The organism is Cupriavidus taiwanensis, from assembly GCF_900250115.1.
Taxonomy (GTDB): Bacteria; Pseudomonadota; Gammaproteobacteria; order Burkholderiales; family Burkholderiaceae; genus Cupriavidus; species Cupriavidus taiwanensis_B.
Map to the genome: position 1 here is coordinate 482267 of NZ_LT984804.1, position 25568 is coordinate 507834.

Consider the following 25568-nt stretch of genomic DNA (forward strand, 5'->3'; position numbering starts at 1 on the left):
GCGGGCGAGGGCGCATTAAGCGAGGGCGCATTAAGACAGCCACGCCGCGCAACCGCATCACGGGGTGTGGCGCAGGATGATTTTTTTGCGCCGCCGGTGAACCGTTTGGCGGGCACAGTCGTTTAACCGCAGACCGTTTAAGAAACCGAGCCTGACCGACCGTGCCTTTTGCCTTATCCCGTGTTGCCGCAGTTTCCCTGCTGGCCTCGGCGGCCGTAGCTAGCCTGGCCGCCGAAGGTCCCACCGATCCGCTGTCTTCCGCGTATGCCGCGCAAGCCGCACCCGCCGACGGAGCGTGCACGCCGCCACCCGCAGGCGCCGCGCTGACGCTGGCCCAGGTGCGCCTTGATGCATTGCGCTGCAACCGCACCATCCTCGCCGCGCGCCGCGGCGTGGAAGCCAGCCAGGCCGACGTCCAGATCGCGTCGCAACGCCCCAATCCCGTGCTGAGCCTGGGCGTGGAGAACATCAACCCGCATGCCGGCGTCGGCGCGGGCAACCTGCGCAGCAAGACCGTCGATTCCACGCTGCGCGTGGACCAGCTGATCGAGACCGCCAACAAGGGCAACCTGCGCGTCGACGCCGCGCGCAAGGCCAGCGCCGCCGCCGGCGAGGTGGTCCAGGCCGTGGTGGCGCAACAGACCGGGATGGTGGAGCAGGCCTACTTCGATGCCCTGGCCAGCCAGGAGCGCGTGGCCGTCTTGCGCGAGATGCTGGGGCTGTACGAGCGCACCCGCCAGGCCAGCGAGACCCGCCTCAGGGCCGGCGACGTGGCGCGCGCCGAGGTGACCCGGCTGCAGCTCGACGCGCTGCGTGCCCAGAACGACCTGCGCCAGGCCATCACCGACCATTACCGCGACAAGGCCATGCTGGCGCAGGCGATGGGCGTGCCGGGCACGCTCGCCGACAACCGGCTGGTGGCCGACTGGCCGGCGCTCGATGCCGCGGTGCCGCCACCGGACCCCGACACGCTGCAGCGCCGCCCCGACGTGACCGCCGCCGAGGCGCGCCTGGCCGCTGCCGGGGCATCGCGCGACCTGGCCCGTGCCGGCCGCGTCCCCGACGTGACCATCGGCGCGCAGGCCGAGCACTATCCGACCTCGCCATCCAACAGCTATGGCTCCGGCAACAGCTTCGGCGTGTTCCTGTCGATCCCGCTGCCGGTGCGCCACAGCAATGGTGGCCAGGCGCGCCGCGCCGAGGTCGATTACTACGCGGCACTGGACGACCGCAACCGCGTGATGCTGGAAGCCGGCAACGAGATCGACCGGCTGCGCAGCCAGCTCGAGACCGCGCGCCAGTCGCTGCGGCAGATGCGCGAGGAGGTGCTGCCCGCGGCGGAAAGCGTCGCCGGCAACGCCGAGTTCGCCTACGGCAAGGGCGCAAGCGGTGTGCTCGACCTGCTCGATGCGCGCCGCGCGCTGCGCCAGACCCGGCTCGATGCGGTCGCGGTGCAGGACGAATACGCCAAGGCGCTGTCGGCCTACCGTGCCGCGCTGCAAACCTCGACCACCGCGGCGCCGGCCCCTACTGCCGCCACTGCCCCGCGTCCCTGAACCGCCGTTCCCGCGATCCCCCTCATGTCTTTCCTGTCACGCATGTCCCATCGCATGTCATCCCCCGGCGCCGCTTTGCCGGCCCGCATTTCCGCTCTGTTCGCGATGTCGTTGTGCGCGCTGGCGCTGGCCGCGTGCGGCAAGTCCGAAGCGCCGAAGGCCGATGACGATCCCAAGGTCAGCGGCAATACCATCCAGTTTCCGGCCAGCGTGAAGGCGCTGCCGGGCATCGCCGGCGAGGTCGCCACCACTGGCGGCGAGCGCATGCTGAGCCTGCCCGGCCGGCTGGTGTGGAACGAAGACAAGACCGTGCGCGTGGCGACGCCGTTCGCCGGGCGCGTGACCGAGGTGCTGGTCCAGCCCGGCGCCACCGTCAGGGCCGGCCAGCCGCTGGCGATGCTGACCTCGCCGGATTTTGGCGCGGCCCAGGCCGATGCGCGCAAGGCCGCCGCCGACAGCGCGGTCGCGGCCAAGGCGCTGGCGCGCCAGCGCGAGCTGTACGGCGCCGGCATCATCGCGCAGAAGGAACTGGAGCAGGCCCAGGCCGATGCCGCGCGCGCCGCGGCCGACCTGCAGCGCACCCGGGCGGCGCTGAGCCAGTACGGCGCGGCCGCGGCCGGCACGGATGGTGTCAACCAGCGCTTCGCCCTGCGCAGCCCGATCGACGGCCTGGTGGTCGAGCGCAACATCAACCTCGGCATGGAACTGCGCCCCGACCAGCCCCCTGCTGCGCCGCTGTTCCTGGTCACCGACCCGGCCACGCTGTGGGCCCAGGTCGATGCGGGCGAGGCCGACCTGAAGCTGTTCAAGCCCGGCGTCGAGGTGCAGCTGACCACCGCCGCCTGGCCCGGCGAAACCTTTGCCGGCAGCGTGGTCAAGATTGCCGACTATGTCGATCCCACCGCGCGCAGCATCAAGGTGCGGTTGAGCGTGCCCAATCCCGAACGCCGCCTGAAGGCCGAGATGTTCGTCACCGCGAAGCTGCCGGCAGCCTCGTTCAAGGGCATCGCGGTGCCGTCCAAGGCGGTGTTCCTGGCAGACAACCGCAACTATGTGTTCGTGCGCACCGCACCCAATACCTTCGAGCGCCGCCTGGTGCGCGTGGGCGTGACGCTGCCCGGCACCACCGAGCTGCTCGAAGGCGTGCAGGACGGCGAGACCGTGGTCAGCGAGGGCAACCTCTACCTGCAGGACATCCTGCGCGATGCCACCGCGGTGAACGCGGCGCGCGCGGCGGAAAAACGCTGAGGACGATCGCCCCATGATTTCGCGCATCGTCAGCTTTGCCCTGCACCAGAAGCTCTTTGTCTGGCTGGGACTGATTCTCTTCGTCGGCGGCGGCATCGCCGCGTTCAAGAACCTGCCGATCGAGGCCTTCCCGGATGTGTCGGACATCCAGGTCAACGTCATCACGCTGTACCCGGGGCGCGCCGCCGAAGAAGTGGAGCGCCAGGTCACGATCCCGATCGAGACCGCGCTGGCGGGCACGCCCAACGCGGTGCGGGTGTTCTCGCATACGCAGTTCGGCCTGTCGTTCATGATGGTGACCTTCAACGACCGCGCTACCGACGTGGCCGCGCGCCAGCAGATCCTGGAGCGGCTGCGCAGCGTCGACCTGCCCGACGGCGTGCATCCTGACCTGGCGCCGCTGTCCACCGCGATCGGCGAGATCTTCCGCTTCCGCCTGACCGGCAAGGGCTATACGCCGCAGGAACTGCGCACGCTGCAGGACTGGGTGGTCGAGAAGAACCTGCGCCAGGTGCCTGGAGTGGCCGACCTGGTCACCATCGGCGGCACCATCAGGCAGTATGAGGTCAACCCCAACCTGGCGCGCATGCGCGACGCGCGGATCTCGCTGTCGCAGCTGTTTACCGCGCTGCAGCGCGCCAACTCGAATGCCGGCGGCGGCGCGGTCGCGCACGGGCGCCAGCAGTTCCTGCTGCGCTCGCTGGGCAGCTTCCGCACCTCGGCCGATATCGCCAACGTGGTGGTGGCCGAGAACAACGGCACCCCGATCCTGGTCAAGGACATCGCCGAGGTGCGCGTCGGCAGCGCGCCGCCGCAGGGTCTGATGGGCCAGGACGACGAGGACGACATCGTCTCGGGCATCGTGGTGATGCGCAAGGGCGAAAACCCGTCGCTGGTGCTGGAGGCGCTGAAACAGAAGATCGAACTGCTCGACGGCCAGATCCTGCCCAAGGGCGTGAAGATCGTGCCGTACTACGACCGCTCCACGCTGATCGACAAGACCCTGCACACGGTGTTCGGCAACCTGGTCGAGGGCGCGCTGCTGGTGATGGCGGTGCTGTACCTGTTCCTGGCCAACGTGCGCGCCGCGGCGATCGTGGCGCTGATCATTCCGCTGGCGCTGCTGTCCACCTTCATCGGCCTGACCTGGGTCGGGATTCCGGCCAACCTGCTGTCGCTGGGGGCGATGGACTTCGGTATCATCGTCGACGGCGCGGTGATCGTGGTCGAGAACATCTTCAAGCGCCTGGGCGAACTGAAGGAACAGCAGGTCCAGGACAGCCGGGCGCGCCTGCATGCGATCCTGCAGGCCACCACCGAGGTGGGCCGCCCGACCGTGTTCTCGATGGTCATCATCATCGCGGCGCACATCCCGATCTTCACCTTGCAGCGGCACGAGGGCAAGATCTTCGCGCCGATGGCGTATACGGTGACGGGCGCGCTGATCGGTTCGCTGATCCTGTCGCTGACGCTGGTGCCGCTGCTGTGCCACCTGCTGCTCAAGAAGAATATCGCGCACGACGACAACTTCCTGGTGGGCCACTGCAAGCGGCTCTACGAACCGATGCTGGCCTGGGCGCTGGACCACAAGAAGCTGGTGGTGGGCGCGGCGCTGGGCCTGCTGGTGGTGACCGTGGGCGCGGGCAAGTTCCTCGGCAGCGAGTTCCTGCCTGAGCTGGACGAGGGCTCGATGTGGGTCAGCTTCGACCTGCCGGCGTCGGTGTCGATCGACGAGGCGCGCGACCAGGCGCGGCTGCTGCGCAGCGTGATCCGGCGGACGCCGGAGGTCAACTCCACCATCTCCAAGGTGGGCCGCCCCGACGACGGCACCGACCCCAAGCTGATCAACACCGTCGAGATCCTGGTCGACCTCAAGCCCGAGAAGCAATGGCGCGAGGGCCTCAGCAAGCGCGCCATCATCGGCGAGATCGACAAGAACCTGCGCCAGTTGCCCGGCATCGAGCCCAATTTCTCGCAGCCGGTGCGCGACAACATTCTGGAAAGCATCTCGCAGATCAAGGGCCAGATCGTGATCAAGGTGCAGAGCGACAGCCTGGAACAGAACAAGAAGGTCGCCGACCAGATCCTCGCCAACGTGCAGTCGGTCAAGGGCGTGATGCGCGCCTTTATCGACCGCGACGGCGAGCTGCCGCAATACGTGCTGGAATTCGACCGCGCCCAGGCCGCGCGCTACGGCATCAACGTGGCCGACGTGCAGGAGCTGATGGAAACCGCGCTGGCGGGCAAGGCCGCGACCGAATTGTGGGAGGGCGAGAAGCATTTCAGCGTGGCGGTGCGCCTCAAGCCGTCGGAACGCGCGCTGCCCAACCTGCCCAATATCTTCATGCAGACCGCCGACGGCGCGCAGGTGCCGCTGTCGCAGCTGGTGAGCTTCCGCGCCGCCTCCGGTGCGATGAACATCAGCCGCGAGAACGGCCAGCGCACCACCTCGATCGGCATCTTCATCCGTGACCGCGACATGGGCAGCGTGGTCAAGGACATGCAGAAGCTGGTGGCGAAGAACGTGAAGGCCGACGACGTCAAGATCAGCTGGTCGGGCGAGTTCGAGAACCAGGAGCGCGCCATGGCGCGGCTGTCGATCGTGGTGCCGCTGTCGGTGCTGGTGATCTTCCTGCTGCTGTTCAATGCGTTCAAGTCGTTCAAGAGCGCCACGCTGATCATCTCCAACATTCCGTTCGCGCTGATCGGCGGCGTGTTCGCGCTGCTGCTGACCGGCATCCCGCTGTCGGTGTCGGCGGCGATCGGCTTTATCGCGCTGTTCGGCCAGGCGGTGCTCAACGGCGTGGTGATGGTGACCTACTTCAACCAGCTGCGCGAAGAGGGCATGCCGGTGCGCCAGGCCGTGCTGACCGGCTCGATGGACCGGCTGCGCACGGTGCTGATGACCGCGCTGCTGGCCATGCTGGGCCTGTTCCCGATGGCGATCTCGCGCGCCATCGGCTCGGAGACCCAGCGGCCGCTGGCCATCGTCATCATCGGCGGGCTGATCACCGCGACCGTGCTGACGCTGATCGTGCTGCCGACGCTCTATGAATGGATGGTGGGCCGGAACTGGCCGGACGAGGATGCCGCGGCGCCTGACGAAAATCGGATCACGCCTTCGATTTCAGGCTGATGACAGCGCCGCGCCGGCTGTCTGGCATCGCAGACATGGCGATGCATGGCGCCGCCCCTTGATGGGGCGGCGTTTTTCATGGCGAGGCGCAATCCACAAGCATTGCGCAACCGGATGCGGCCATGCATGTGCTGCGCGCGGATCTATGTCGGAATAGTCTGACGTTCCTTTCGGAACCGAACGCCTGCTGACCCCATCCCCCCGGGCCTACTCTGTACATACGGCGTGGCCAGCAGCATAGCCGCCGGCCTCTCATGCGTACCCTTACGCAATCACCCGGAAAGGAGCTCGACATGATGAAGAAATGGCTGACCGCAGCAGTGTGTTCGACGATGGTTGCCGCCCCGGCAGGCATGGCCCTGGCGCAGACGACGGCACCCGCACCGGCAACGACGGCCGGAACGGCTGCAACCGGCGCAAGGGCAGACTATGACGCCGCAGTGAAGCAGGCCGACGCCGACTACAAGGCTGCCTCTGCCAAGTGCGATGGCATGAAGGACAACGCCAAGGACGTCTGCAAGGCCGAGGCCAAGCGCGACCGCGACGTGGCCAAGGCGCAGGCCGAAGCGCGCCGCGACGGCACGCAAAAGTCGATGGCCAAGGCCGAGAAGACCAAGGCCGACCGCGACTATGACGTGGCCAAGGAAATGTGCGACGACAAGAAGGGCAACGACAAGGACGTCTGCAAGAAGGACGCCAAGGCCGCACATGAAAAGGCCCTGACCGCCGCCAAGGTCGACAAGGCCGCGGCGACCGGTTCGCGCGCCGACGTCGCGGAAGCCCGCGCCGATGCGAAGAAGGACACCATGGACGCCGCCTACAAGGCCGACAAGGAGCGCTGCGACGCCATGTCAGGCGAGTCCAAGGACAAGTGCCAGGCCGACGTGAAGGCCAAGTACGGCAAGTAAGCCGCTTCAGCACGGTCCGGCCCGGTCAGGGGCGGACCGTCCACCGCACCACTCGCAAGGGGACGCCGCAGGCGGCGCCCCCTTGCCATCAGAACCGGGAGCACGACATGAACTGGGATCAGATCGAAGGCAAGTGGGAACAGGCCAAGGGCAAGGTCAAGGAGAAGTGGGGCAAGCTGACCGACGACGATATTGCGCAGATCAACGGCAAGCGCGACCAGCTCGCCGGCCGCATCCAGGAGCGCTATGGCTATACCAAGGAGCGCGCCGAGGAAGAGATGAAGGAGTGGGAACGGGATGTGCGGTGGTAAGACGCCGCACGACGGTCTTGCAGGCGCCTCCGGGCGCCTTTTTTTGTGAGGCGCCCTGGCGGTTGGTCCGGGGACGGAGGCAGCCCCGTAGCCGTGGCGACCAAGGTTAACCCTAGTGGTCTACTTTTGTAGACTTTTTATACTGTCGGGCACCGCCAGCCGGCATCCGCCGGCGCCTCAATGTGCCCGGCACCGGGCGCCAGCCCATGCCGGACCCTCTATCCAGCGAACTTCTGTCCCGCAGCCGCCAGCCGGTCTACCTGCAGCTGGCCACCATCTTTCGCCGCCAGATCGAAAGCGGCGCCTGGCGCCAGGGTGCGCGCATCCCGTCGCTGCAGCAGCTGTGCCGCCAGTACGGCGTGGCGCGCATGACCATGCACCATGCGCTGTCGATGCTCGACGAGGAAGGGCTGCTGGAGCGCTCGCGCGGGCGCGGCACCTTCGTCAGGGCGCCATGCCAGGCGCGGCGGCAGGTGTCGCTGTCGACCAGCTGGGACGAGGCCGTCGCCGTCGGCGCGCAGCTCGATACCGAAGCCATGGTCGAGTCCGCCGGCAAGGTGCCGCTGCCCGACGACCTGGGCATGCCCTGCACCGGCGAGCGCGCGCCCGCCTACCACTTCCTGCGCCGGCTGCACCGCCTCGACGGGCGACCCTTTGCCGTGGGCGAGGTCTATATCGAGGCCGATGTGTTCGCGCGCGACCCCGAGGCGTTCCGCCAGGGCGCGTCGGTGCCGGTGCTCGACCGCTTTCCCGGCCTGTCGGTCAGCACCGCGCGGCAGCGGCTGTCGATCGTCGCGGCCGGCGCGCAAGCGGCGGCCGCGCTGGCGCTGGCGGTGGGTGCGCCGGTGGCTGAGCTGCGCCGCTTTGCCTGCGTGCCGTCGACCACGGCGGCGGGCGCCGAGCGCATCGTCTATTTCGCCCGCATTGAATTTCCCACCGACTTTGTCTGCCTCGATTTCGACCTGCTGGCCGCCCGCCCGCATCCGGCATGACGGCCCGTCAATGCCTGCCAACCTCTCCAACCTCCGGACCCCCAGATGGATAACGCACAACCGATGAACGGCGCCGAAAGCCTGGTCAAGACCCTGCTGGCCAATGGCGTGGACACCTGCTTCGCCAACCCCGGCACCAGCGAGATGCATTTCGTCGCGGCGCTGGACCGCATTCCCGGCATGCGCTGCGTGCTGGGGCTGTTCGAAGGCGTGGTCACCGGCGCGGCCGATGGCTATGCGCGCATGACCGGCAAGCCCGCCGCCACGCTGCTGCATTGCGGCCCGGGGCTGGCCAACGGGCTGGCCAACCTGCACAACGCGCGCCGCGCGCAGACGCCGGTGGTCAACCTCATCGGCGACCAGGCCACCTATCACCGGCCGCTGGACGCGCCGCTCACCGCCGACACCGAAGGCTGGGCGCGGCCGGTCTCGGTGTGGACCCGCACCGCCACGCGGGCGGCTTCGGTCGGGGCCGATGCGTCGGCCGCGGTGCAGGCCGCCTGTGCCGCGCCGGGCGGCGTCGCCACCCTGATCCTGCCGTCCGACGTGTGCTGGGATGCGGGCGGCGTGGTGACCGCGCCGCTGCCGGCGCTGCCGGTGCCCAGGGTGTCGCCCGATGCCGTGCAGCAGGCCGCGCGCGTGCTGCGCTCGGGCCAGCCGACCCTGATCGTGCTGGCTGGCAGCGCGCTGCGCGAGGCGCCGCTGGCCGATGCGCACCGCATCGCCGCGGCCACCGGTGCGCGCCTGATCTCGCCTATGTCCAATGCGCGCGTCACGCGCGGGCGCGGCCGCCTGGCGCTGGACCGGGTGCCGTATTCCGGCGATGCCGCGCGCGACAAGCTGGCCGGCATCCGCAACGTGATCCTGGTGGGCGCGCCGGCGCCGGTGACCTTCTTTGCCTACCCGGGCAAGTCGCCGCGCCCGTATCCGGAGGATGCCGCGGTGCATGTGCTGGCCCGTCCGGAAGAAGACCTGGCCGAAGCGCTGGCCCGGCTGGCCGATGAAGTCGGCGCGCGCCATGCCCGGCTGCCCGCCGCTGCAGTGCCGGCGCCGGTGGAGCCCGCGCGCGGCGCGGTCAGCTCCGAGGCGGTGGCGCGCACGCTCACCGCGCTGCTGCCCGAGCAGGCCATCGTGGTGGAAGAGAGCGTCAGCTTCGGCCGCGCCTTCTATCCCGGCACGGTGCACGCCGCCCCGCACGACTGGCTGCAGCTGACCGGCGGCGCCATCGGCGCGGGCCTGCCGCTGGCGCTCGGCGCGGCCGTGGCCTCGCCCGGCCGGCGCGTGGTGGCGCTCCAGGCCGACGGCTCGGCCATGTATACGCTGCAATCGCTGTGGACCATGGCGCGCGAACAGCTCGACGTCACCGTGGTGGTGCTGGCCAACCGCAAGTACGCCATCCTGCTGGGCGAACTGGCCGGTGTCGGCGCCAACCCCGGCAAGACCGCGCTCGACATGCTCGACATCGGCAACCCGGACCTGGACTGGGTCAGGCTGGCCAGCGGCATGGGCGTGGAGGGGGCACAGGCCACCGACATGGAAGGCTTCGCCGACCTGTTCCGCATGGCCAACGCGCGCAAGGGACCGTTCGTGATCGAACTGGTGATCTGAGCGGCGGCGCGGCGCGCAGGCCCGCCGCGCATCCCCGGGCGTCCGGCCCTGCCGGCGTTTCTCAGTCGGTCAGGTCGGGCCGCCCCGGCGCCTCGCTGGCGCCGGTCAGTTGCTGCGCCACGTATTCATGCAAGCGCGACAGCTCCAGCGCGATGCCCTCCGGGAACCCCTGCCGCCCGCCGCGCTTGTCGATCAGCAGCTCGACCAGGAAGGCATGCAGCGCGGCCGGATTGGCGGACAGCGCCGCCAGCTGGTTGCCGATGCGCGGATAGCGCCGGGACAGCGCCAGCGGGCGCGTCGCGGCCGGCAGCGACAGCAGCCAGCGCATGGCAAGGTCCGACAGCACCGCATCGTCCGGCGACGGCGCACGCCGCAACTCGCTCCAGTCCGGTGCGACCTGCACCGCCGGCTCGCCGTCCAGGATCTTCTTGGCTTCCTCGACGGTGACGAATTCAAAAGAGAGGGGTTCCATGCCGGCTCCAGGGGATCGGCACAACGCGTGGCGCTGCGCCGTTGCGTGCATTCTAGCGGTACGCGGGCTCGCGACGGCGGAAGGCGCGTGACCCGCCGGCACGCGCGCCGGCACTGATCAGGCGCGCCGCGCCGGGCGGGCTTTCCTTAAAGCACGATCGGCACATCCACGCCCACCGGTGCGACATATTCCGTCATGCGCCGGCGCGACAGGTCCATATGGGAGCGAACGATTTCGGCCGCGGCCTCGGCATCGTGGCGCGCGATCGCGTCGATGATTTCGTCGTGCTGGTCGGCGGCCTTGCCCAGGTCCTCTTCCATGTCGGCGGTGGTGGGATGCCGGTAGAAGATCTTCCCCAGCCGCGCGTGGTCGATCAGGATTCGGCGCAGGCTCGGCATCAGGTACGGGTTGTGCGCCATCTTGCCGATCTGCAGGTGGAACTGGTCGTTGTTGAGCACGCGGTTCTCGACATCGTTGCTTTCGATGGCCTCGCGGAACCGCTTCTGGATCTGCTTCAGTTCATCGATTTCACGCGCGGTGGCGTTGGTGGCGGCGAGCTGCGTGGTCGCGATGTAGATCATCGGCGCCGCCAGGAAGAAATTACGCAGCGACTGGTGGTTCATCGACGACACCCGCGCCGCGCGGTTGGCTTCCAGCTCGATATAGCCCTCGGCCGCCATCTGCCGCATCAGCTCGCGCACGGGCGGGCGTGACAAGCCGAATTCCTCGCTCAGGGCCAGCTCATCCACTACCGCGCCGGGCGCCAGCTCCATGCTGACGATGCGCCGGCGCAGGGCCTCGGCCAGCAGCGCCTTGCGGTCCATCGAAGCCTCGGATGCTGACACCTCGTCCGCACCCGCCTTGGTTCTCGCCATCTTGGTCACCTTGTCTATCAATCGTAGACATTCTATGGCATCGGCACGGGCCGGATGCCCTTTCGGCTTTCATTGTGCCTCAGACGGCGCTTTCCGACGTGCAGTCCGATCAAGCGTAAACCCTGATAGCTGTTTGTCTATCTACAAAATATTCTCTGTCTACAAATGATAGACATAAAGGCGCGGACACCGGATCGGGAACAGCGGGGTCTGCTGCGAAGTGAGGCAAGATGACCAAGGTAACTTCGACGCCGGCCGACGATTCCACGTGCGGCTGGTTCCATCTGAGCCGGCCGCGCCAGCCGCGGCCGGCGCATAGCGGCAACACCAGCGCGCGCTGGGCAATCATCGGCGCCGGCTTTACCGGCCTGGCCGCCGCGCGCGAACTGGCGCAGCGTTATCCGGATGACACGGTGGTGCTGGTGGAGGCGCAGGAAGTCGGCTTTGGCTCGTCCGGCCGCAACGCCGGCTTTGCCATCGACCTGCCGCACGACATCGGCGCCGACGACTACATCGGCGAGCTCGCGACGGCGCGCCAGTGCATGGAGCTGAACCTGACCGGCCAGCGCCTGCTCAAGGCGCTGGTCGACCAGTACCGCATCGACTGCCACTTGCGGCCATCCGGCAAGTACCAGGCCGCCATCGAGGAGCGCGGCATCGCGGTGCTGGACGCCTACCGCCGCGGCCTCGACAAGCTCGGCCAGCCCTATGACATGATCGAAGGCGCGGACCTGCCGGACCACATCGGCACCTCGTTCTACCGCAAGGCGCTGTTTACGCCGGGCACGGCCCTGATCCAGCCGGCGGCGCTGGTGAAAGGGCTGGCCGACAGCCTGCCGCCGAACGTGCAGTTGTACGAGCGCACGGCGATCACCGAGGTGGATTACGGCAACAAGATCGTGCTGAGCCATCGCGGCGGCAGCATCACCGCCGATACGCTGCTCCTTACCAACAACGCCTTCGGCCAGCGCTTCGGCTTCCTGCGCGGCACCATGCTGCCGGTGTTTACCTACGCCAGCCTGACCCGTCCGCTGACGCCGGCGGAGCAGGCGCAACTGGGCGGCAAGGCGTTCTGGGGCCTGATCCCGGCCGATCCCTACGGCACCACCCTGCGCCGCACCCACGACAACCGCATCCTGGTGCGCAACAGCTTCAGCTACAACCGCGACGGCCGCAGCAATGCCAGGTACCTGGAGCGCTTTGTCAGGACCCATCGCGAATCGTTCGAGCGCCGCTTCCCGATGCTGCCCGGCGTCGAATTCGAATACACCTGGGGCGGCTCGCTGGCGCTGTCGCGCAACCACATGGGCCATTTCGGCCAACTCGCCCCCAAGGTCTACGGCGCGCTGTGCTGCAACGGGCTGGGGATTACGCGCGGCACCGTCACCGGCCATCTGCTGGCCGAGCACCTGGCCGGCGAGCGCAATGCGCTGATCGACTTCCTGCTGGCATCGCCGGGCCCCAACCGCAATCCGCCCGAGCCGTTCCTGTCGATGGGCGTCAACGCCAATCTCTGGCTCGGCCAGCGCCGCGCCGGCAGGGAAATCTGAAGCGGGTGCCGGCGGCACCGGCCCATCCATTCCCATCAGAGCCGGACCCGATGCAGGTCCGCGCGACATTGGTCAACAAGGAGACAGACGGTGGCAAACAATGTGTCAATCGAGGACGTTCCTCTCAATGGCTTCCATCAACTGCTATGCATCCGCTCCGGCGGCGGCTGGCTGCTCGATGGCTACGTGCTGAGCATCATCGGCGTCGCCATGGTGCCGCTGGCCGCCGCGCTTGGACTGAGCGGCTTCTGGCAGGGCATGGTGGCCGCGTCGGCGCTGATCGGCATCTTCTGCGGCGGCTTCCTGGGCGGCGTGCTGACCGGCAGGCTGGGCCGCAAGACGCTCTATTTCGTCGGGCCGACCATCTTCGTGCTGTGCTCGCTCGCCCAATACTGGGCCACCTCGGGAGCGGAACTGTTCTTCATGCGCTTCCTGATCGGCATCGGCGTCGGCTTCGAATACCCGGTGGCGGGCGCGTTGCTGGTGGAGTTCCTGCCGAAGAAGTACCGCGGACCCCGCCTGGCGATGCTGACCATCCTCTGGTTCGCGGGTGCGGCCCTGGCCTATATCGTCGGCAACGCACTGCTCGACACCGGCCGCGCCGATGCCTGGCGCATCGTGCTGGCGAGCCCGGCGGTGATCGGCGTGCTGCTGCTGGCGGTCCGCCTGGGCACGCCGGAATCGCCGCGCTGGCTGCTCAGCAAGGGCCGGGCGGCGGAGGCCGAGCGCATCATCCGCCAGGTCTACGGCCCGGCCTTCTCGCTGTGCAACCTGCCGGAGCAGGTGGCGGAGAAGAAGGTGTCGCTGCTGGCGCTGCTGCATTCCGGCTACGGCAAGCGCATGCTGTTCGTCGCGGTGTTCTGGAGCTGCTCGGTGATCCCGGTGTTCGCGGTCTATGCGTTCGCGCCGACCGTGCTGCAGGCGCTGAACCTGAGGGGCGCGTGGGCCTCCTACGGGTCCGTCGCCATCACCATGCTGTTCGTGGTCGGCTGCATCGTCGCCACGCGGCTGATCAACATCATGGGTCGGCGCAGCATGCTGATCCACAGTTTCCTGTGGTCGGGCCTGGCCCTGCTGGCGCTGGGTGCCTGTTCGGACGGCAACCAGATGCTGGTGCTCGTATTGTTCGGCGCCTATGCGCTGTTCATCGGCGGCGCGCAGGTGCTGCAGCTGGTCTATCCCAATGAGCTGTTCCCGACCGAGATCCGTTCGGCGGCGGTCGGCATGGGCGCGTCGCTGTCGCGGATCGGGGCGGCCATCGGCACCTGGCTCGTGCCGATCTCGCTGCAGACCATCGGCATCGGCCACACCATGTACGCCGCAGCCGGGGTCACGCTGGTCGGCCTGCTGGTATCGCTGGCGCTGGCGCCCGAGACGCGTTTTCTCAGCCTGCAGGAGGCGGCTTCGCTGGGCCGCTAGCCATCCCCGCTCTTCTTTCCTGAATCCCTGAATTTTCGGAGGCACCATGAAGTTCCAAGGCATCTACACGCCCGCCATCACGCCGCTGACGCCCGATGGCAAGATCGATAACGCCGCCTTTGGCGAAGTGCTGGAGTCGCTGATCGAGGCCGGCGTGCACGGCATCATCATCGGCGGCTCCACCGGCGAATACTATGCGCACACCACGGAAGAACGCCTGGGCCTGGCCGCGCTGGCGAAGGAAGTGATCGGGTCGCGCGTGCCGCTGGTGGTCGGCACCGGCGCCGTGCGCACCGAGGATTCGGTCGAATTTGCCCGCGGCGCCAGGGCGATCAAGGCCGACGCCATCCTGGTCGGCTCGCCGCCCTATGCGCTGCCGACCGAGGCCGAGAACGCCGTTCATGCGCTGACCATCGACCAGGCCGCCGGCCTGCCGGTCATGCTCTACAACTATCCGGGCCGGATGGGCGTGTCGATGGGGCGCGAGTTCTTCCGCACCGTGACGTCGGCCTCCGGCAACTTCGTCGCCATCAAGGAAAGCTCGGGCCAGACCGCGCAGCTGCACATGCTGGCGACCGAGTTCCGCGACATCGACATTTCGTGCGGCTGGGACGACCAGGCGCTGGAGTTCTTCGCATGGGGCGCGCGCAGCTGGGTCTGCGCCGGTTCCAACTTCATTCCGCGCGAGCACATCGCGCTGTACGAGGCGTGCGTCATCGAGAAGGATTTCGACAAGGGCCGGCGCATCATGTCGGCGCTGATGCCGCTGATGGACTTCCTGGAAGGCGGCAAGTTCGTGCAGTCGATCAAGCACGGCTGCACCGTCGCCGGCTTGCGCGCCGGCGGCGTGCGCGCACCGCTGCAGGACCTGGACGACACCGGCAAGCGCCGGCTGGAGGCGATCATCGCCGAACTCAAGCGCACGGTGGCTGCCATCGTCGGGGGGCAGGCGTAATGGCACAGCTACTGACCGCCTCCGAATACGCCGCCATTGCCGACCGGATCACGCTGCCGGCACGGGCCTTCATCGACGGGGCCTTCGTCGGCGCGGTGTCGGGCGAGACCTTCGCCACCACCAACCCGGCAACGGGCCAGGTGCTGGCCGAAATCGCCGCCTGCGATGCGCGCGATGTGGATATCGCCGTGGCGCGCGCCAGGGCCGCCTTCGATGACGGGCGCTGGCACCGCCAGGCGCCCGGCCAGCGCAAGGCCGTGCTGCTGAAGTTCGCCGACCTGCTGGAGGCGCACGCGCACGAACTCGCGGTGATGGAAAGCCTGGACAGCGGCAAGCCGATCCGCGAATGCCAGAACACCGACCTGCCCGAGACCATCCATACCATCCGCTGGCATGCCGAGCTGATCGACAAGATCTACGACAGCACGGCCCCCGTGGGTTCGGCGGCGTTGTCGCTGGTGGTGCGCGAGCCGATCGGCGTGGTCGGACTGGTGCTGCCGTGGAACTTCCCGCTGCTGATGCTGGCGTGGAAGATCGGCCCATCGCTGGCCGCCGGCTGCTCGATCGTGGTCAAGCCGGCCAAGGAAACCACGCTGACCGCGCTGCGCGTCGCCGAGCTGGCCCACCAGGCCGGCGTCCCGGCCGGGGTGTTCAATGTGCTGCCCGGCGGCGGCAAGGAAGTGGGCGAGCCGCTGGGCCGGCATGACGATGTCGCGATGGTAAGCTTCACCGGCTCGACCGCGACCGGGCGGCTGTTTCTCAAGTACGCCGCGGAATCGAACTTGAAGCGCATCGTGCTGGAGTGCGGCGGCAAGAATCCCGCCGTGGTGATGAAGGATGTCGAGGACCTCGATGCCGTCGCCCAGCACGTGGTCAACGGCGCGTTCTGGAACATGGGCGAGAACTGCTCGGCATCGTCGCGGCTGATCGTGCATGCCGACATCAAGGATGCGCTGCTGGCGCGCATCGGCGCCCACATGCGCGAATGGAAGATGGGCGATCCGCTCGACCCGGCGCACCGCATCGGCTCGCTGGTCAGCGAGGCGCATTTCCGCAAGGTGCGTTCGTATCTGGAGCAGGCCGACGCCGAGCAGCTGCGCGTGGCGTTTGGCGGCGGCACCCGGGGCGAAGCCTTTGTCGAGCCGACCGTGGTCGATGGCGTGCCCGCGCAAAGCCGGCTGTTCCGCGAGGAAATCTTCGGCCCGATCCTGTCGGTGACGACGTTCCGCGCTACCGACGAAGCGATCGCGCTGGCCAACGACTCCGTCTACGGGCTGGCGGCTTCGGTCTACACCAGCAACCTGAACCTGGCGATCCGTCTGTCGCGCGAGATCCGCGCCGGCGTGGTGACCGTGAACTGCTTCGGCGAGGGCGATATCACCACGCCCTTCGGCGGCTACAAGGAGTCCGGCTTCGGCGGGCGCGACAAGTCGGTCTGGGCGCATGACCAGTACACCGAGATCAAGACGATCTGGATCGATGTGCCGGCACCGGTCAAGTAAAGTAGGGCCCCTTTCGCTCCCTCGATAGATTTCCCCCATGGCAGTCATGCAAAGAAAACAGGCAACGCTGGTCGGGCTGGTTGCGGTGCTCCTCTGGAGCTCGATTGTCGGCCTGATCCGCGGCGTCAGCGAGAGCTTCGGCCCCACCGGCGGCGCGGCCCTGATCTATACGGTTGCCTCCGCGCTGCTGTGGATCGCGGTGGGCAAGGTGCGGCTGAGGGCGCTGCCGCGCGCCTATCTGATCTGGGGCAGCGGGCTGTTCGTGTCGTACGAGCTGTGCCTGTCGCTGTCGATCGGCTACGCCAGCAGCGCCCGACAGGCCATCGAAGTGGGCATGGTCAATTACCTGTGGCCGGCCTTCACCATGCTGGCCGCGATCCTGTTCAACCGGCAGCGCGCCAGCTGGCTGATCGTGCCGGGCTTCGTGGTGGCCATCGTGGGGATCTGCGCGGTACTGGGCGGGGAGCAGGGCCTGGACCTGGCGGGCATGGCGCGCAACGTGCGCGATAACCCGCTCAGCTACGGCCTCGCCTTCGCGGGCGCGGTCATCTGGGCGGGCTACTGCACGGTGACGGCCCGGATCGCCCAGGGCAAGAACGCCGTCACGCTGTTCTTCATGCTGACCGCGCTCGCGCTGTGGGCCAAGTACCTGTTCACCGGCGGCGAGGCGATGGCGTTCAGCATGGCGGGCGCGGTCTACCTGGCGCTGGCCGCCGGCGCGATGGGTTTCGGCTATGCGGCGTGGAACGTCGGCATCCTGCACGGCAACGTGACCGTACTGGCGGGAGCGTCGTATTTCATTCCGGTGCTTTCCGCGGCCCTGGCCGCCGCGCTGCTGCAAGCGCCGCTGTCATTCGCGTTCTGGAAGGGCGCTGCAATGGTGGTCGCGGGTTCGATCCTGTGCTGGCTCGCGACGCATGGCAAGGGCGAGCGCAGCGCGCCGGCCGAGGGGGCGAGTCAGACGACATAGCGTATGGGGGCGCCTGGCGCCCCCGGAGGAATATGGAAAGATATGAAATCGGAGAGAGACCAGCGCGCACATTGGCTGTGCATGGCAGTCCTGTGCGCAGGTTCCACGGCGGCTTTGGCACAGAGTTCGGTCACGTTGTATGGCGTGCTCGACGAGGGCCTCAACTACACCAGCAACGTCGGCGGCCATAGCCAGGTGGCCATGGCCAGCGGGTTCCCGCATGGCAGCCGCTGGGGCCTCAAGGGCAATGAGGATCTTGGCGGCGGCACCACGGCCGTTTTCCAGCTTGAGAACGGCTTCGACGTGGACAACGGCCGCGCATTCCAGGGCGGCGCATTGTTCGGGCGGCAGGCGTACATGGGGCTGAGCGACCAGCGTTGGGGCAGCATCACCCTCGGGCGCCAGTACGACTCCGTGGTGGACTACCTGGCACAGACGTCGGCGGGCGGCTCGTGGGGCGGCTACATGTTTGCGCATCCCTACGACAATGACAATCTGATCAATACGTTCCGCGTCAACAACACGGTCAAATACACCAGCCCGGCGCTGGGCGGCCTGAAGTTCGGAGGCATGTACGGGTTCAGCGACGACACGAAGTTCTCGAACAACCGCGTGTTCAGCGCGGGCGGACAGTACGCCCAGGGCGGCCTGGTGCTGGCCGCCGCGTACCTGCAAGCGGACAACCCGTCTGCCACGTCCTATGGCGCCATCAACAACGGCGGGGACCAGAACCTGCCGGGCAGCAAACTCAAGGTCTGGGGTGCCGGAGGAACCTATGCGTTCGGCAAGGCCACGGTCGGCCTCTCGTACGCCAGGACCGAAGTGGCCGATCCACGCAGTTCCGCCTACGTCGGCGACATCACCCCGCCGTCGGGAACGCTCAGTGGGCTGCGCTTCCAGAACTTCGAGGCGAACATCAAGTATCAGGCAGCGCCGTCGTACTGGTTTGGCGCGATGTATGCCTATACCCGCGCCACCTTCGACGCGACCTCGGGCAAGAAGCACCCGGTCTACCATTCCGTTGGCGTGATGGCGGACTACATCTTTTCGAAGCGCACCGACGTCTATGCGCAGGCGATGTACCAGCACGTTGGCGGCGACAAGACCGGCAGCGTGCTCGACGCCGCCTACGTCGCGGGCGCGGCCAATGTGGCGTCGGGATCGAACCAGATGATGTTCAGGCTCGGGGTCCGGCATTTCTTCTGAGGGCGGTGATGGCGCAAGCCATCTCCTGCGACCGGCCCGGCCACGGCACGGCCTCGCCGCGTCGGTCGGGTCGACAGCGGGGGCACGATCTGCCTAGCGCGTGCCGCCCGGCAGTCCCAGCGCCCGCTCGATACAGCGGATGATCTCCGTGTCCTCGAACGGCTTGCCGATAAAGCACGCCGCCCCCGCCGCCCGCGCGCGCGCTTCATACCCACGCTTGTCGAACGCCGTCATGAAGATCACCGGCATCGTCAGGCCGCGCGCGCGCAGCGCGGCGCTGAGCGCAAAGCCGTTCATGCCCGGCATCTGCACGTCCGCGATCACGCAGGCAATGCCGTCGAGCGATGGCGACGCCAGCAGCTCGGCCGCGCCGGGGTAGAGCTCCACTGCCAGATCGAAGGCGCGCAGCAGCCGCCCCATGGCGTGCCGCACGGCGGCGTCGTCGTCGACGATGGCAATCACGGGCGTGGCATTCACGCGAACTCCTCGAACAGGCGTGCGCGGTGGCAGGGGTCACGCACGCCCCCCTTGCTGCGTTGGCGGCACTAGAAGATGTGCCGCAGCCCCAGCGCAAACGTCTGCGGATCGGCGCCGGCGCGGATGCCGAGATCGTTGATGGCAAAGTCGTAGATCGCATTGTCCGCATTGTCGATGCGGCTGTAGTACGCGTACAGCGCCGTGCGCCGCGACAGCGGATAATCGTAGCCGACCGTGACCTGGGTGGCGTGGGTCTGCGCACCGCTGCGAAAGAAGCCGATGGTGTCGGTCGACGCTCCGGTGCCGTTGGCGGCGTAGGCCACGCCGATGCGCACGCTGCCGGTGCCGACCTGCTGCACCAGCGAGGCATAGTACGCGTTGCGCTGCAGGTCGCCGGTATCGGTGCGGTAGTGCAGGTGTTCGGCCACCGCGGCCAGGCGCGTGCCGGGGCGCAGCTGCCACGCCACGCCGGCCTTGAGCGCGTCGTCGTTGCGGCCGGCGGCCTGGTAGTGCTGGTGGCGCTCCCAGGCCAGCGTCGCGTTGAGCGGGCCGCGCTCATAGACCGCCGCCACCGAATACAGCGCGGGATCGCGCGCGACGGTGGCCTTTTCCTCGGGCAAGCCCCAGCCCAGCCACAGGCTGACGCCGGCCCAGCGCGGCGAGCGGTACTGCACGATATTCTTCTGGCGCCGGTCGAACGCGCTGGTGTTCTCGACATTGTCCGTGCTCGAGGCCGAGCCGTTGCCCATCAGCGCCATATAGCCGGCGGTGGTCGGGTAGTACGGGTCGTAGCCCATGGTGGCCTCGGTGTAGGGCGTGTGCCAGTGACCCAGGAACAGCAGGCCATGATTGCCCTGCAGGCCGATGCGCGAATTGCGGCTGGCGATCTGGCCCTGGCCGGAATCGAGCGACAACGCGCTTTCGATCTGCCACACGGCCGTGAGCGCGCCGCCCAGGTCTTCTTCGCCGCGCAGGCCGAAGACCGAGCGGTTGTTGTTCAGGCGCACGACTGCGCCGGTATCGGTGCCGTCGCTTGCGGTGCTGGCGCGGCTGTACTCGATGGAGGTGTTCAGGCGGCCGTAGACGGCGAGGTTGCCGGCCGCCAGCGCAGGCGCGCACAGCACTGCGCAGCACGCACCCAGCAGCGCACGGTCGGCCAGGCTAGTGCGCGGCATCGTCGGCGGGCGTCTTGCTGGCGGCGTTCAGCGTCGGGCCGGGGGTACCGGTGATCTTGGGCATGCACTCGGCATGGAACCATGCGGCGGTCACCGGTTCGCCGGCCAGCATGCGCTTGATCGGCGGCACCACCTGTTCGCCGATCAGCATGCCGAGCAGGCCGATCAGCGCCACCACCGGCGGCGCGGGTGAACGGACCTGCATCAGCGCGTAGATGACGCCGACGAGGATGCCGGCGGCCAGGGAGACAAGATAGAGCTTCATGGGAATTCCCGGATGAGGTTGGCGGATCAGTGCGCAGCCGTCGGCGCTGCCGGTGCTGCGGGCAGCCCGACGCCCAGCAGGTGCCGCACGCGCGGCGGCGTCTCGCGCGCATGGAAGCGCGTGATTTCGCGCTGCAGGTCGGCATCGGCGTGCGGCACGCGGCGGTGCTGGCGCAGGTGTTCGGCCCAGGACTCGACCAGGAACCACTCGGTCAGCAGCTCCGGATCGGCCGGGTCTTCCATCACGCCCCAGTTGAAGGCGCCGTCGCGCAGCCGTTCTTCCGAAAGCTTGTGCACCGCGCGCAGGAAGGCATCGCGATCTTCCGCGCGGACGCAATACTCGATCAGCACCATCACCGGGCCGCGGTCATGCGCGATCTCGCCGGCGCCTTCGGGCTCAGGCCAGTGCTGCGCGGGGCCGAGGTCTTCCTCGCCGCGCGGCAGCCGCAGCCGGTGCAGCAGCAGCGCCGCGGCCAGCAGGCCGCCGGCGGCGACCAGCAGCCCGCTGGAGATGCCCAGCGCCTGCGCCGCGAAGCCCCACACCAGGCTGCCGGCAGCCATCGCGCCGTTGAACACCATCTGGTAGACCGCCAGCGCGCGGCCGCGCACCCAGTTGGGCAGGATCGCCTGCGCCACGCCGCCCAGCGTGGTCAGCGCGGTGATCCAGGCGGCGCCGAGGAACAGCAGCAGCGGCAGCGCCAGCCACACCGGCGGCGCCAGGCACAGCGCCGCCATCACTACCGCGGTGACGATGGCCGACAGCAGCACCATGCCGTCGGCATCGAGACGCCGCTGCAGGCGCGGCATCAGCAGCGCGCCGAGGATCGCGCCGAGGCCCACCGCGCCCAGCAGCACGCCATAGAGACTGGCGCCGCCCCGCAGCAGCTGCTTCGCCACCAGCGGCAACAGGGCCCAGATGCTGCTGCCGAAGGCGAAGTGCACGGCGGCGCGCGCCAGCACGACATGCAGCTTGCTGTGCGCGCGGGTAAAGCGCAGGCCGGCGCGGAACGCGCCGAGGAAATGCTCGCGCAGCGGATCGGCCGGGCGCTGCGGGCGCTTCCACCACAGCAGCGCGGCAATCACGAAGACATAGCTGACCAGGTCCACGCCATAGGTGGTGGCCGCGCCGAACGCCGCCAGCAGCAGGCCGCCGGCGGCAGGCCCGATCGCGCGCGCGATGTTGACGCCCAGCGCGTTGAGCGCCACGGCGCGCTTGAGCTCGGATTGCGGCACCAGTTCCGGTACGATCGATTGCCAGGTGGGCCCCATCATCGCCGCGCCGATGCCGCCGAGGAAGGCCATGCCGATCAGGATCTCGATCGTCAGCGCCTGGCGCCAGGCCAGCACCATCAGCGTGCCGCTGACCATGGCCAGCCCTACCTGCACCGCGATCAGGAAGCGCCGGCGGTCGAGGATGTCGGACAGCACGCCGGCCGGGATCGCCAGCAGGAACACCGGCAGCGTGGCCGCGGCCTGGATCGTGGCGACCGCGGCGGGAGAGGTCGACAGGTCGGTGGCCAGCCAGGCGCTGGCGACGTCACGCATGAAGCTGCCGATGTTGCCGAGGATGGTCGCGGCCCACAGCACCGCGAAGGTGGCCTGCGCCAGCGGCGCAAAGGTGCCGCCATTGGCGGGCGTGGGGGCGGGGCGGAGGGCTTGTTCGGCCATGCGGGTCACCGGTTGGTCTGCGCAGCTTGGGTGCGCCGGGCGCGTTCGCGCAGGTCATGCCAGGCCACCAGCAGGAAGCCGCCCACCAGTCCCAGGTGTTCGAAGAAGGCATTGGCCATCATGAACCTGGCCTCGGGCGGCGCCTGCCAGAAGCGGTTGGCGACGAAGGTGGCGGCCAGCGTGAACGCCGCCAGCGCCAGGGCGCCCAGCCAGCGGCGCCAGCCGAGCAGGATCATGGCGCAGGCGCCGAGCTCGAGCACGATGGTGGCGACCGCCATCGGCACCGCCGGCGACAGGCCGAAATGCTGCATCTCCGCGACCGCGCCGCCGAAGTCGGCCAGCTTGACCAGGCCGCCCTGCAGGTAGGCCGCGCACAGCAGCAACAGCGCGAGCCAGTGCAGCCAGCGCGGCAACCGGTGGGTCGAATCGCCGCAGGCAGCCGGCGTCAGCGTGGTAGTCGGTTCGGGCATGGCCGGCCTTCCTGTCGGGGTTTGGGCAAGTGAGGTCCGGGATCAGAACGCCCAGCACGAACAGCCGAGCGCGCCCCAGAAGGTGCTTTCGTCCGAGGTCGGCACGCTCGAAGTCCAGGCCCTGGCATGCGCGTGGCCGTGCACGCCGCAGCTGCTGGCGCAGCCGCACGCGGTGTTCATCGCCAGTGTGCGTGCCTGCGGCCGCGGCTGGTAGCCGCCCACATGCCGCACCGGCGACCAGTCCGGCATCGGCGGCGGGAGCTGCGGCGACAGCTTGCTGAAGTCGCCGTCGCCATAGACCACCTTGCCGCCGAGCAGGGTCAGCACCGAGGTGATGTCCTGGATCTCGTCGCCCGGCACGCTGAAGTAATCCGTCGACAGCACCGCCAGGTCGGCGAGCTGGCCCACCTTGATCTGGCCCTTCTTGCCGACCTCGGACGAGAACCAGGTGTTGGCCTCGGTCCACAGCCGCAGCGCGGTCTCGCGGTCGAGCAGGTTGGCCTGCGGGTACATCGGCATGCCGCCCACGGTCTTGCCGGTGGTGAGCCAGTACAGCGACACCCACGGGTTGTACGAGGCCACGCGCGTGGCATCGGTGCCGGCGCCGACCTTGACGCCTTTCTCCAGCATCTTCTTCACCGGGGGCGTCGCTTCGGCCGCGCGCGCGCCGTAGCGCTCGACGAAGTATTCGCCCTGGTAGGCCATGCGGTGCTGCACGGCGATGCCGCCACCCAGCGCGGCAATGCGGTCGATATTGCGGTCGGAGATGGTCTCGGCGTGGTCGAAGAACCAGTTCAGGCCGTCGAACGGAATCTCCTGCGCGACCTTCTCGTAGACATCGAGCGCGCGCGAGATGGTCTGGTCATAGGTGGCATGCAGCCGCCACGGCCAGCGCTTTTCCGCCAGCAGGCGGATCACCGGCTCCAGGTCGGCCTCCATCGACGGCGCCATGTCCGGGCGCTCGACGCGGAAGTCTTCGAAGTCGGCGGCGGTGTAGACCAGCATCTCGCCGGCGCCGTTGTGGCGGTACAGGTCATCGCCCTGGCCGGGCCTGACCTTGGCGGTCCAGGTCTTGAAGTCGTTGAGCTCTTCCTTGGGCTTCTGCGTAAAGAGGTTGTAGGCGAGCCGCACCGTCAGCTGCCCTTCCTGATGCAGTTCCTCGATGATGCTGTAGTCCTCGGGGTAGTTCTGGTAGCCGCCGCCCGCATCGATCACGCCGGTGACGCCGAGCCGGTTGACCTCGCGCATGAAATGGCGGGTCGAGTTCTTCTGGTACTCCGGCGGCAGCTTGGGGCCCTTGGCCAGCGTCGCGTACAGGATGGTCGCGTTGGGCTTGGCCAGCAGCAGGCCGGTAGGGTTGCCGCGCGCATCGCGCACGATCTCGCCGCCCGGCGGGTTGGGTGTGTCCTTGTTGTAGCCCACGGCGCGCAGCGCGGCGCCGTTCAGGATGGCGCGGTCGTACAGGTGCAGGATGAACACCGGCGTATCGGGCGCCACCGCGTTCAGTTCCTCGACGGTGGGCAGGCGCTTCTCGGCGAACTGGTGCTCGGTGAAGCCGCCCACTACGCGCACCCATTGCGGCGCCGGGGTGCGCGCCACCTGGTCCTTCAGCATCCGCATCGCATCGGCCAGCGAGCGCACGCCATCCCAGCGCAGTTCCATGTTGTAGTTCAGGCCACCGCGGATGATATGCATGTGGCTGTCGATCAGCCCGGGAATGGCCCGCCGGCCGTTCAGGTCGATGACCTTCGTCTGCGCCCCGGCCAGCTTCATGATGTCCTGGCGCGTGCCGACGCCGACAAAGCGCCCGTCGCGCACGGCCACGGCATCGGCCTGCGGATTGGACTTGTCGAGGGTGGCGAACTTGCCGTTGACGAGGATGAGGTCGGGGGTGCCTGGTGACATGGCGAAGATCTCCGAGGAGGCGGCCGCGCCGAGCGCGGCGGCGGAGGCGATGAATTGCCGGCGGGTAACTGACATGAGGTTATGCGTTCAGGAAGGCCAGCAGGTCGGCATTGACCTGGTCGGCGTTGATCACGCACATGCCGTGCGAGGCACCCGGGTAGACCTTCAGGGTGGCGTCCTTCACGATTTCCGCCGACAGGCGCGCCGAATTGCCGATCGGCACGATCTGGTCGTCGTCGCCATGAAGGATCAGCGTCGGCACGTCGATCTTCTTCAGGTCTTCGGTGTAGTCCACCTCCGAGAACTCCCGGATGCAGGCGTACTGGCCGACGATGCCGCCGGCCATGCCCTGCGCCCAGAACGCATCGATGGTGCCCTGCGAAGCCTGGGCGCCGTCGCGGTTGAAGCCGAAGAACGGCACCGCCAGGTCGCGGTAGAACTGCGAGCGGTTGTCGGCGACACCCTTGCGGATGCCGTCGAACACCGCCATCGGCAGGCCGTTGGGGTAGGCCGTGGTCTTCAGCATCACCGGCGGCACCGCGCCGATCAGCACTGCCCTGGCCACGCGTGCGGTGCCATGGCGGCCGATGTAGTGCGCCACCTCGCCGCCGCCGGTGGAGTGGCCCACCAGCGTCGCATCCTTCAGGTCCAGCGCGTCCAGCAGCGCCGCCAGGTCGTCGGCATAGGTGTCCATGTCGTTGCCCCGCGCGGGCTGGTCCGAGCGGCCGTGGCCGCGGCGGTCATGGGCGATCACGCGGAAGCCCTGCTGCACCAGGAACAGCATCTGCGCGTCCCAGGCGTCGGCATTGAGCGGCCAGCCGTGCGAGAACACGACCGGGCGCCCCGAGCCCCAGTCCTTGTAGAAGATCCGGGTACCGTCTTGGGTAGTGATAAAGCTCAT

Annotated in this window: 22 protein-coding genes; 13 read left to right on the forward strand and 9 right to left on the reverse strand. The window is 68.4% G+C overall.

Annotated elements, in window-relative coordinates:
• The first annotated feature begins 161 nt into the window (after positions 1-161).
• The 7 genes from CBM2586_RS19015 (at position 162) to CBM2586_RS19045 (ending at position 9759) form a co-directional block, all read left to right on the forward strand.
• The gene (locus CBM2586_RS19015; protein ID WP_115665429.1) at positions 162-1556 is read left to right on the forward strand and encodes a TolC family protein; all 1395 of its coding nucleotides are present in this window, start codon (positions 162-164) and stop codon (positions 1554-1556) included.
• Between the two features lie 54 nt (positions 1557-1610).
• Positions 1611-2804 carry an efflux RND transporter periplasmic adaptor subunit gene (locus CBM2586_RS19020; RefSeq protein WP_115665428.1) on the forward strand — a complete coding sequence of 398 codons (1194 nt, stop codon included), beginning with the start codon at positions 1611-1613 and terminating at the stop codon, positions 2802-2804.
• Between the two features lie 13 nt (positions 2805-2817).
• A complete protein-coding gene (locus CBM2586_RS19025; protein WP_115689185.1) occupies positions 2818-5940 on the forward strand; it encodes an efflux RND transporter permease subunit in 3123 nt (1040 codons plus the stop codon).
• 293 nt (positions 5941-6233) lie between these two features.
• Entirely contained in the window at positions 6234-6848 is a 615-nt protein-coding gene (locus CBM2586_RS19030) for a hypothetical protein (protein WP_115689187.1), read from the forward strand.
• Between the two features lie 107 nt (positions 6849-6955).
• Positions 6956-7159, forward strand: a complete 204-nt coding sequence (locus CBM2586_RS19035; protein WP_115665425.1) for a CsbD family protein — start codon at positions 6956-6958, stop codon at positions 7157-7159.
• Positions 7160-7365: 206 nt separating this feature from the next.
• Positions 7366-8151 carry a GntR family transcriptional regulator gene (locus CBM2586_RS19040; protein WP_115689189.1) on the forward strand — a complete coding sequence of 262 codons (786 nt, stop codon included), beginning with the start codon at positions 7366-7368 and terminating at the stop codon, positions 8149-8151.
• 63 nt (positions 8152-8214) lie between these two features.
• Positions 8215-9759, forward strand: a complete 1545-nt coding sequence (locus tag CBM2586_RS19045; RefSeq protein ID WP_115689191.1) for an acetolactate synthase large subunit — start codon at positions 8215-8217, stop codon at positions 9757-9759.
• A gap of 61 nt (positions 9760-9820) precedes the next feature.
• Here the strand turns inward: CBM2586_RS19045 and CBM2586_RS19050 are convergent, their stop codons facing one another.
• Positions 9821-10231 carry a hypothetical protein gene (locus CBM2586_RS19050; protein WP_115665423.1) on the reverse strand — a complete coding sequence of 137 codons (411 nt, stop codon included), beginning with the start codon at positions 10229-10231 and terminating at the stop codon, positions 9821-9823.
• Between the two features lie 146 nt (positions 10232-10377).
• The gene (locus tag CBM2586_RS19055; protein WP_115666484.1) at positions 10378-11106 is read right to left on the reverse strand and encodes a GntR family transcriptional regulator; all 729 of its coding nucleotides are present in this window, start codon (positions 11104-11106) and stop codon (positions 10378-10380) included.
• Positions 11107-11336: 230 nt separating this feature from the next.
• Here CBM2586_RS19055 and CBM2586_RS19060 point away from each other — a divergent pair, with 230 nt between their 5' ends.
• The 6 genes from CBM2586_RS19060 to CBM2586_RS19085 all read left to right on the forward strand — a co-directional run bounded on the left by CBM2586_RS19060 (position 11337) and on the right by CBM2586_RS19085 (position 18708).
• On the forward strand, positions 11337-12656 hold the full coding sequence (locus tag CBM2586_RS19060; RefSeq protein ID WP_115689193.1) for an NAD(P)/FAD-dependent oxidoreductase: 1320 nt from the start codon (positions 11337-11339) through the stop codon (positions 12654-12656).
• Positions 12657-12746: 90 nt separating this feature from the next.
• A complete protein-coding gene (locus CBM2586_RS19065; RefSeq protein ID WP_115689195.1) occupies positions 12747-14075 on the forward strand; it encodes an MFS transporter in 1329 nt (442 codons plus the stop codon).
• Positions 14076-14121: 46 nt separating this feature from the next.
• A complete protein-coding gene (locus tag CBM2586_RS19070; RefSeq protein ID WP_115665420.1) occupies positions 14122-15030 on the forward strand; it encodes a dihydrodipicolinate synthase family protein in 909 nt (302 codons plus the stop codon).
• The gene (locus tag CBM2586_RS19075; RefSeq protein WP_115665419.1) at positions 15030-16532 is read left to right on the forward strand and encodes an aldehyde dehydrogenase; all 1503 of its coding nucleotides are present in this window, start codon (positions 15030-15032) and stop codon (positions 16530-16532) included. Before CBM2586_RS19070 ends, CBM2586_RS19075 begins: the two co-directional genes overlap by 1 nt.
• Positions 16533-16569: 37 nt before the next feature.
• Entirely contained in the window at positions 16570-17502 is a 933-nt protein-coding gene (gene yddG / locus CBM2586_RS19080; RefSeq protein WP_115689197.1) for an aromatic amino acid DMT transporter YddG, read from the forward strand.
• 81 nt (positions 17503-17583) lie between these two features.
• Entirely contained in the window at positions 17584-18708 is a 1125-nt protein-coding gene (locus tag CBM2586_RS19085; protein WP_172583360.1) for a porin, read from the forward strand.
• A 93-nt stretch (positions 18709-18801) separates the two neighbouring features.
• Here the strand turns inward: CBM2586_RS19085 and CBM2586_RS19090 are convergent, their stop codons facing one another.
• The 7 genes from CBM2586_RS19090 to CBM2586_RS19120 all read right to left on the reverse strand — a co-directional run bounded on the left by CBM2586_RS19090 (position 18802) and on the right by CBM2586_RS19120 (position 25568).
• A complete protein-coding gene (locus tag CBM2586_RS19090) occupies positions 18802-19185 on the reverse strand; it encodes a response regulator transcription factor (RefSeq protein WP_115665416.1) in 384 nt (127 codons plus the stop codon).
• A 68-nt stretch (positions 19186-19253) separates the two neighbouring features.
• The gene (locus tag CBM2586_RS19095; protein ID WP_115689199.1) at positions 19254-20360 is read right to left on the reverse strand and encodes a porin; all 1107 of its coding nucleotides are present in this window, start codon (positions 20358-20360) and stop codon (positions 19254-19256) included.
• Positions 20347-20625 (reverse strand): XapX domain-containing protein, encoded by a 279-nt coding sequence (locus CBM2586_RS19100; RefSeq protein ID WP_115665414.1) that lies wholly within the window; start codon positions 20623-20625, stop codon positions 20347-20349. The genes CBM2586_RS19095 and CBM2586_RS19100 overlap by 14 nt, the downstream gene beginning before the upstream one ends.
• A 26-nt stretch (positions 20626-20651) precedes the next feature.
• Entirely contained in the window at positions 20652-22292 is a 1641-nt protein-coding gene (locus CBM2586_RS19105) for an MFS transporter (RefSeq protein WP_115689201.1), read from the reverse strand.
• Positions 22293-22297: 5 nt separating this feature from the next.
• Complete coding sequence (locus tag CBM2586_RS19110) at positions 22298-22762, reverse strand: DoxX family protein (protein WP_115665412.1); 465 nt, start codon at positions 22760-22762, stop codon at positions 22298-22300.
• 42 nt (positions 22763-22804) lie between these two features.
• Positions 22805-24742, reverse strand: a complete 1938-nt coding sequence (locus CBM2586_RS19115) for an amidohydrolase (RefSeq protein ID WP_115665411.1) — start codon at positions 24740-24742, stop codon at positions 22805-22807.
• A 4-nt stretch (positions 24743-24746) separates the two neighbouring features.
• Positions 24747-25568: an alpha/beta fold hydrolase gene (locus CBM2586_RS19120; RefSeq protein WP_115665410.1), complete on the reverse strand. Its 822-nt coding sequence runs from the start codon at positions 25566-25568 to the stop codon at positions 24747-24749.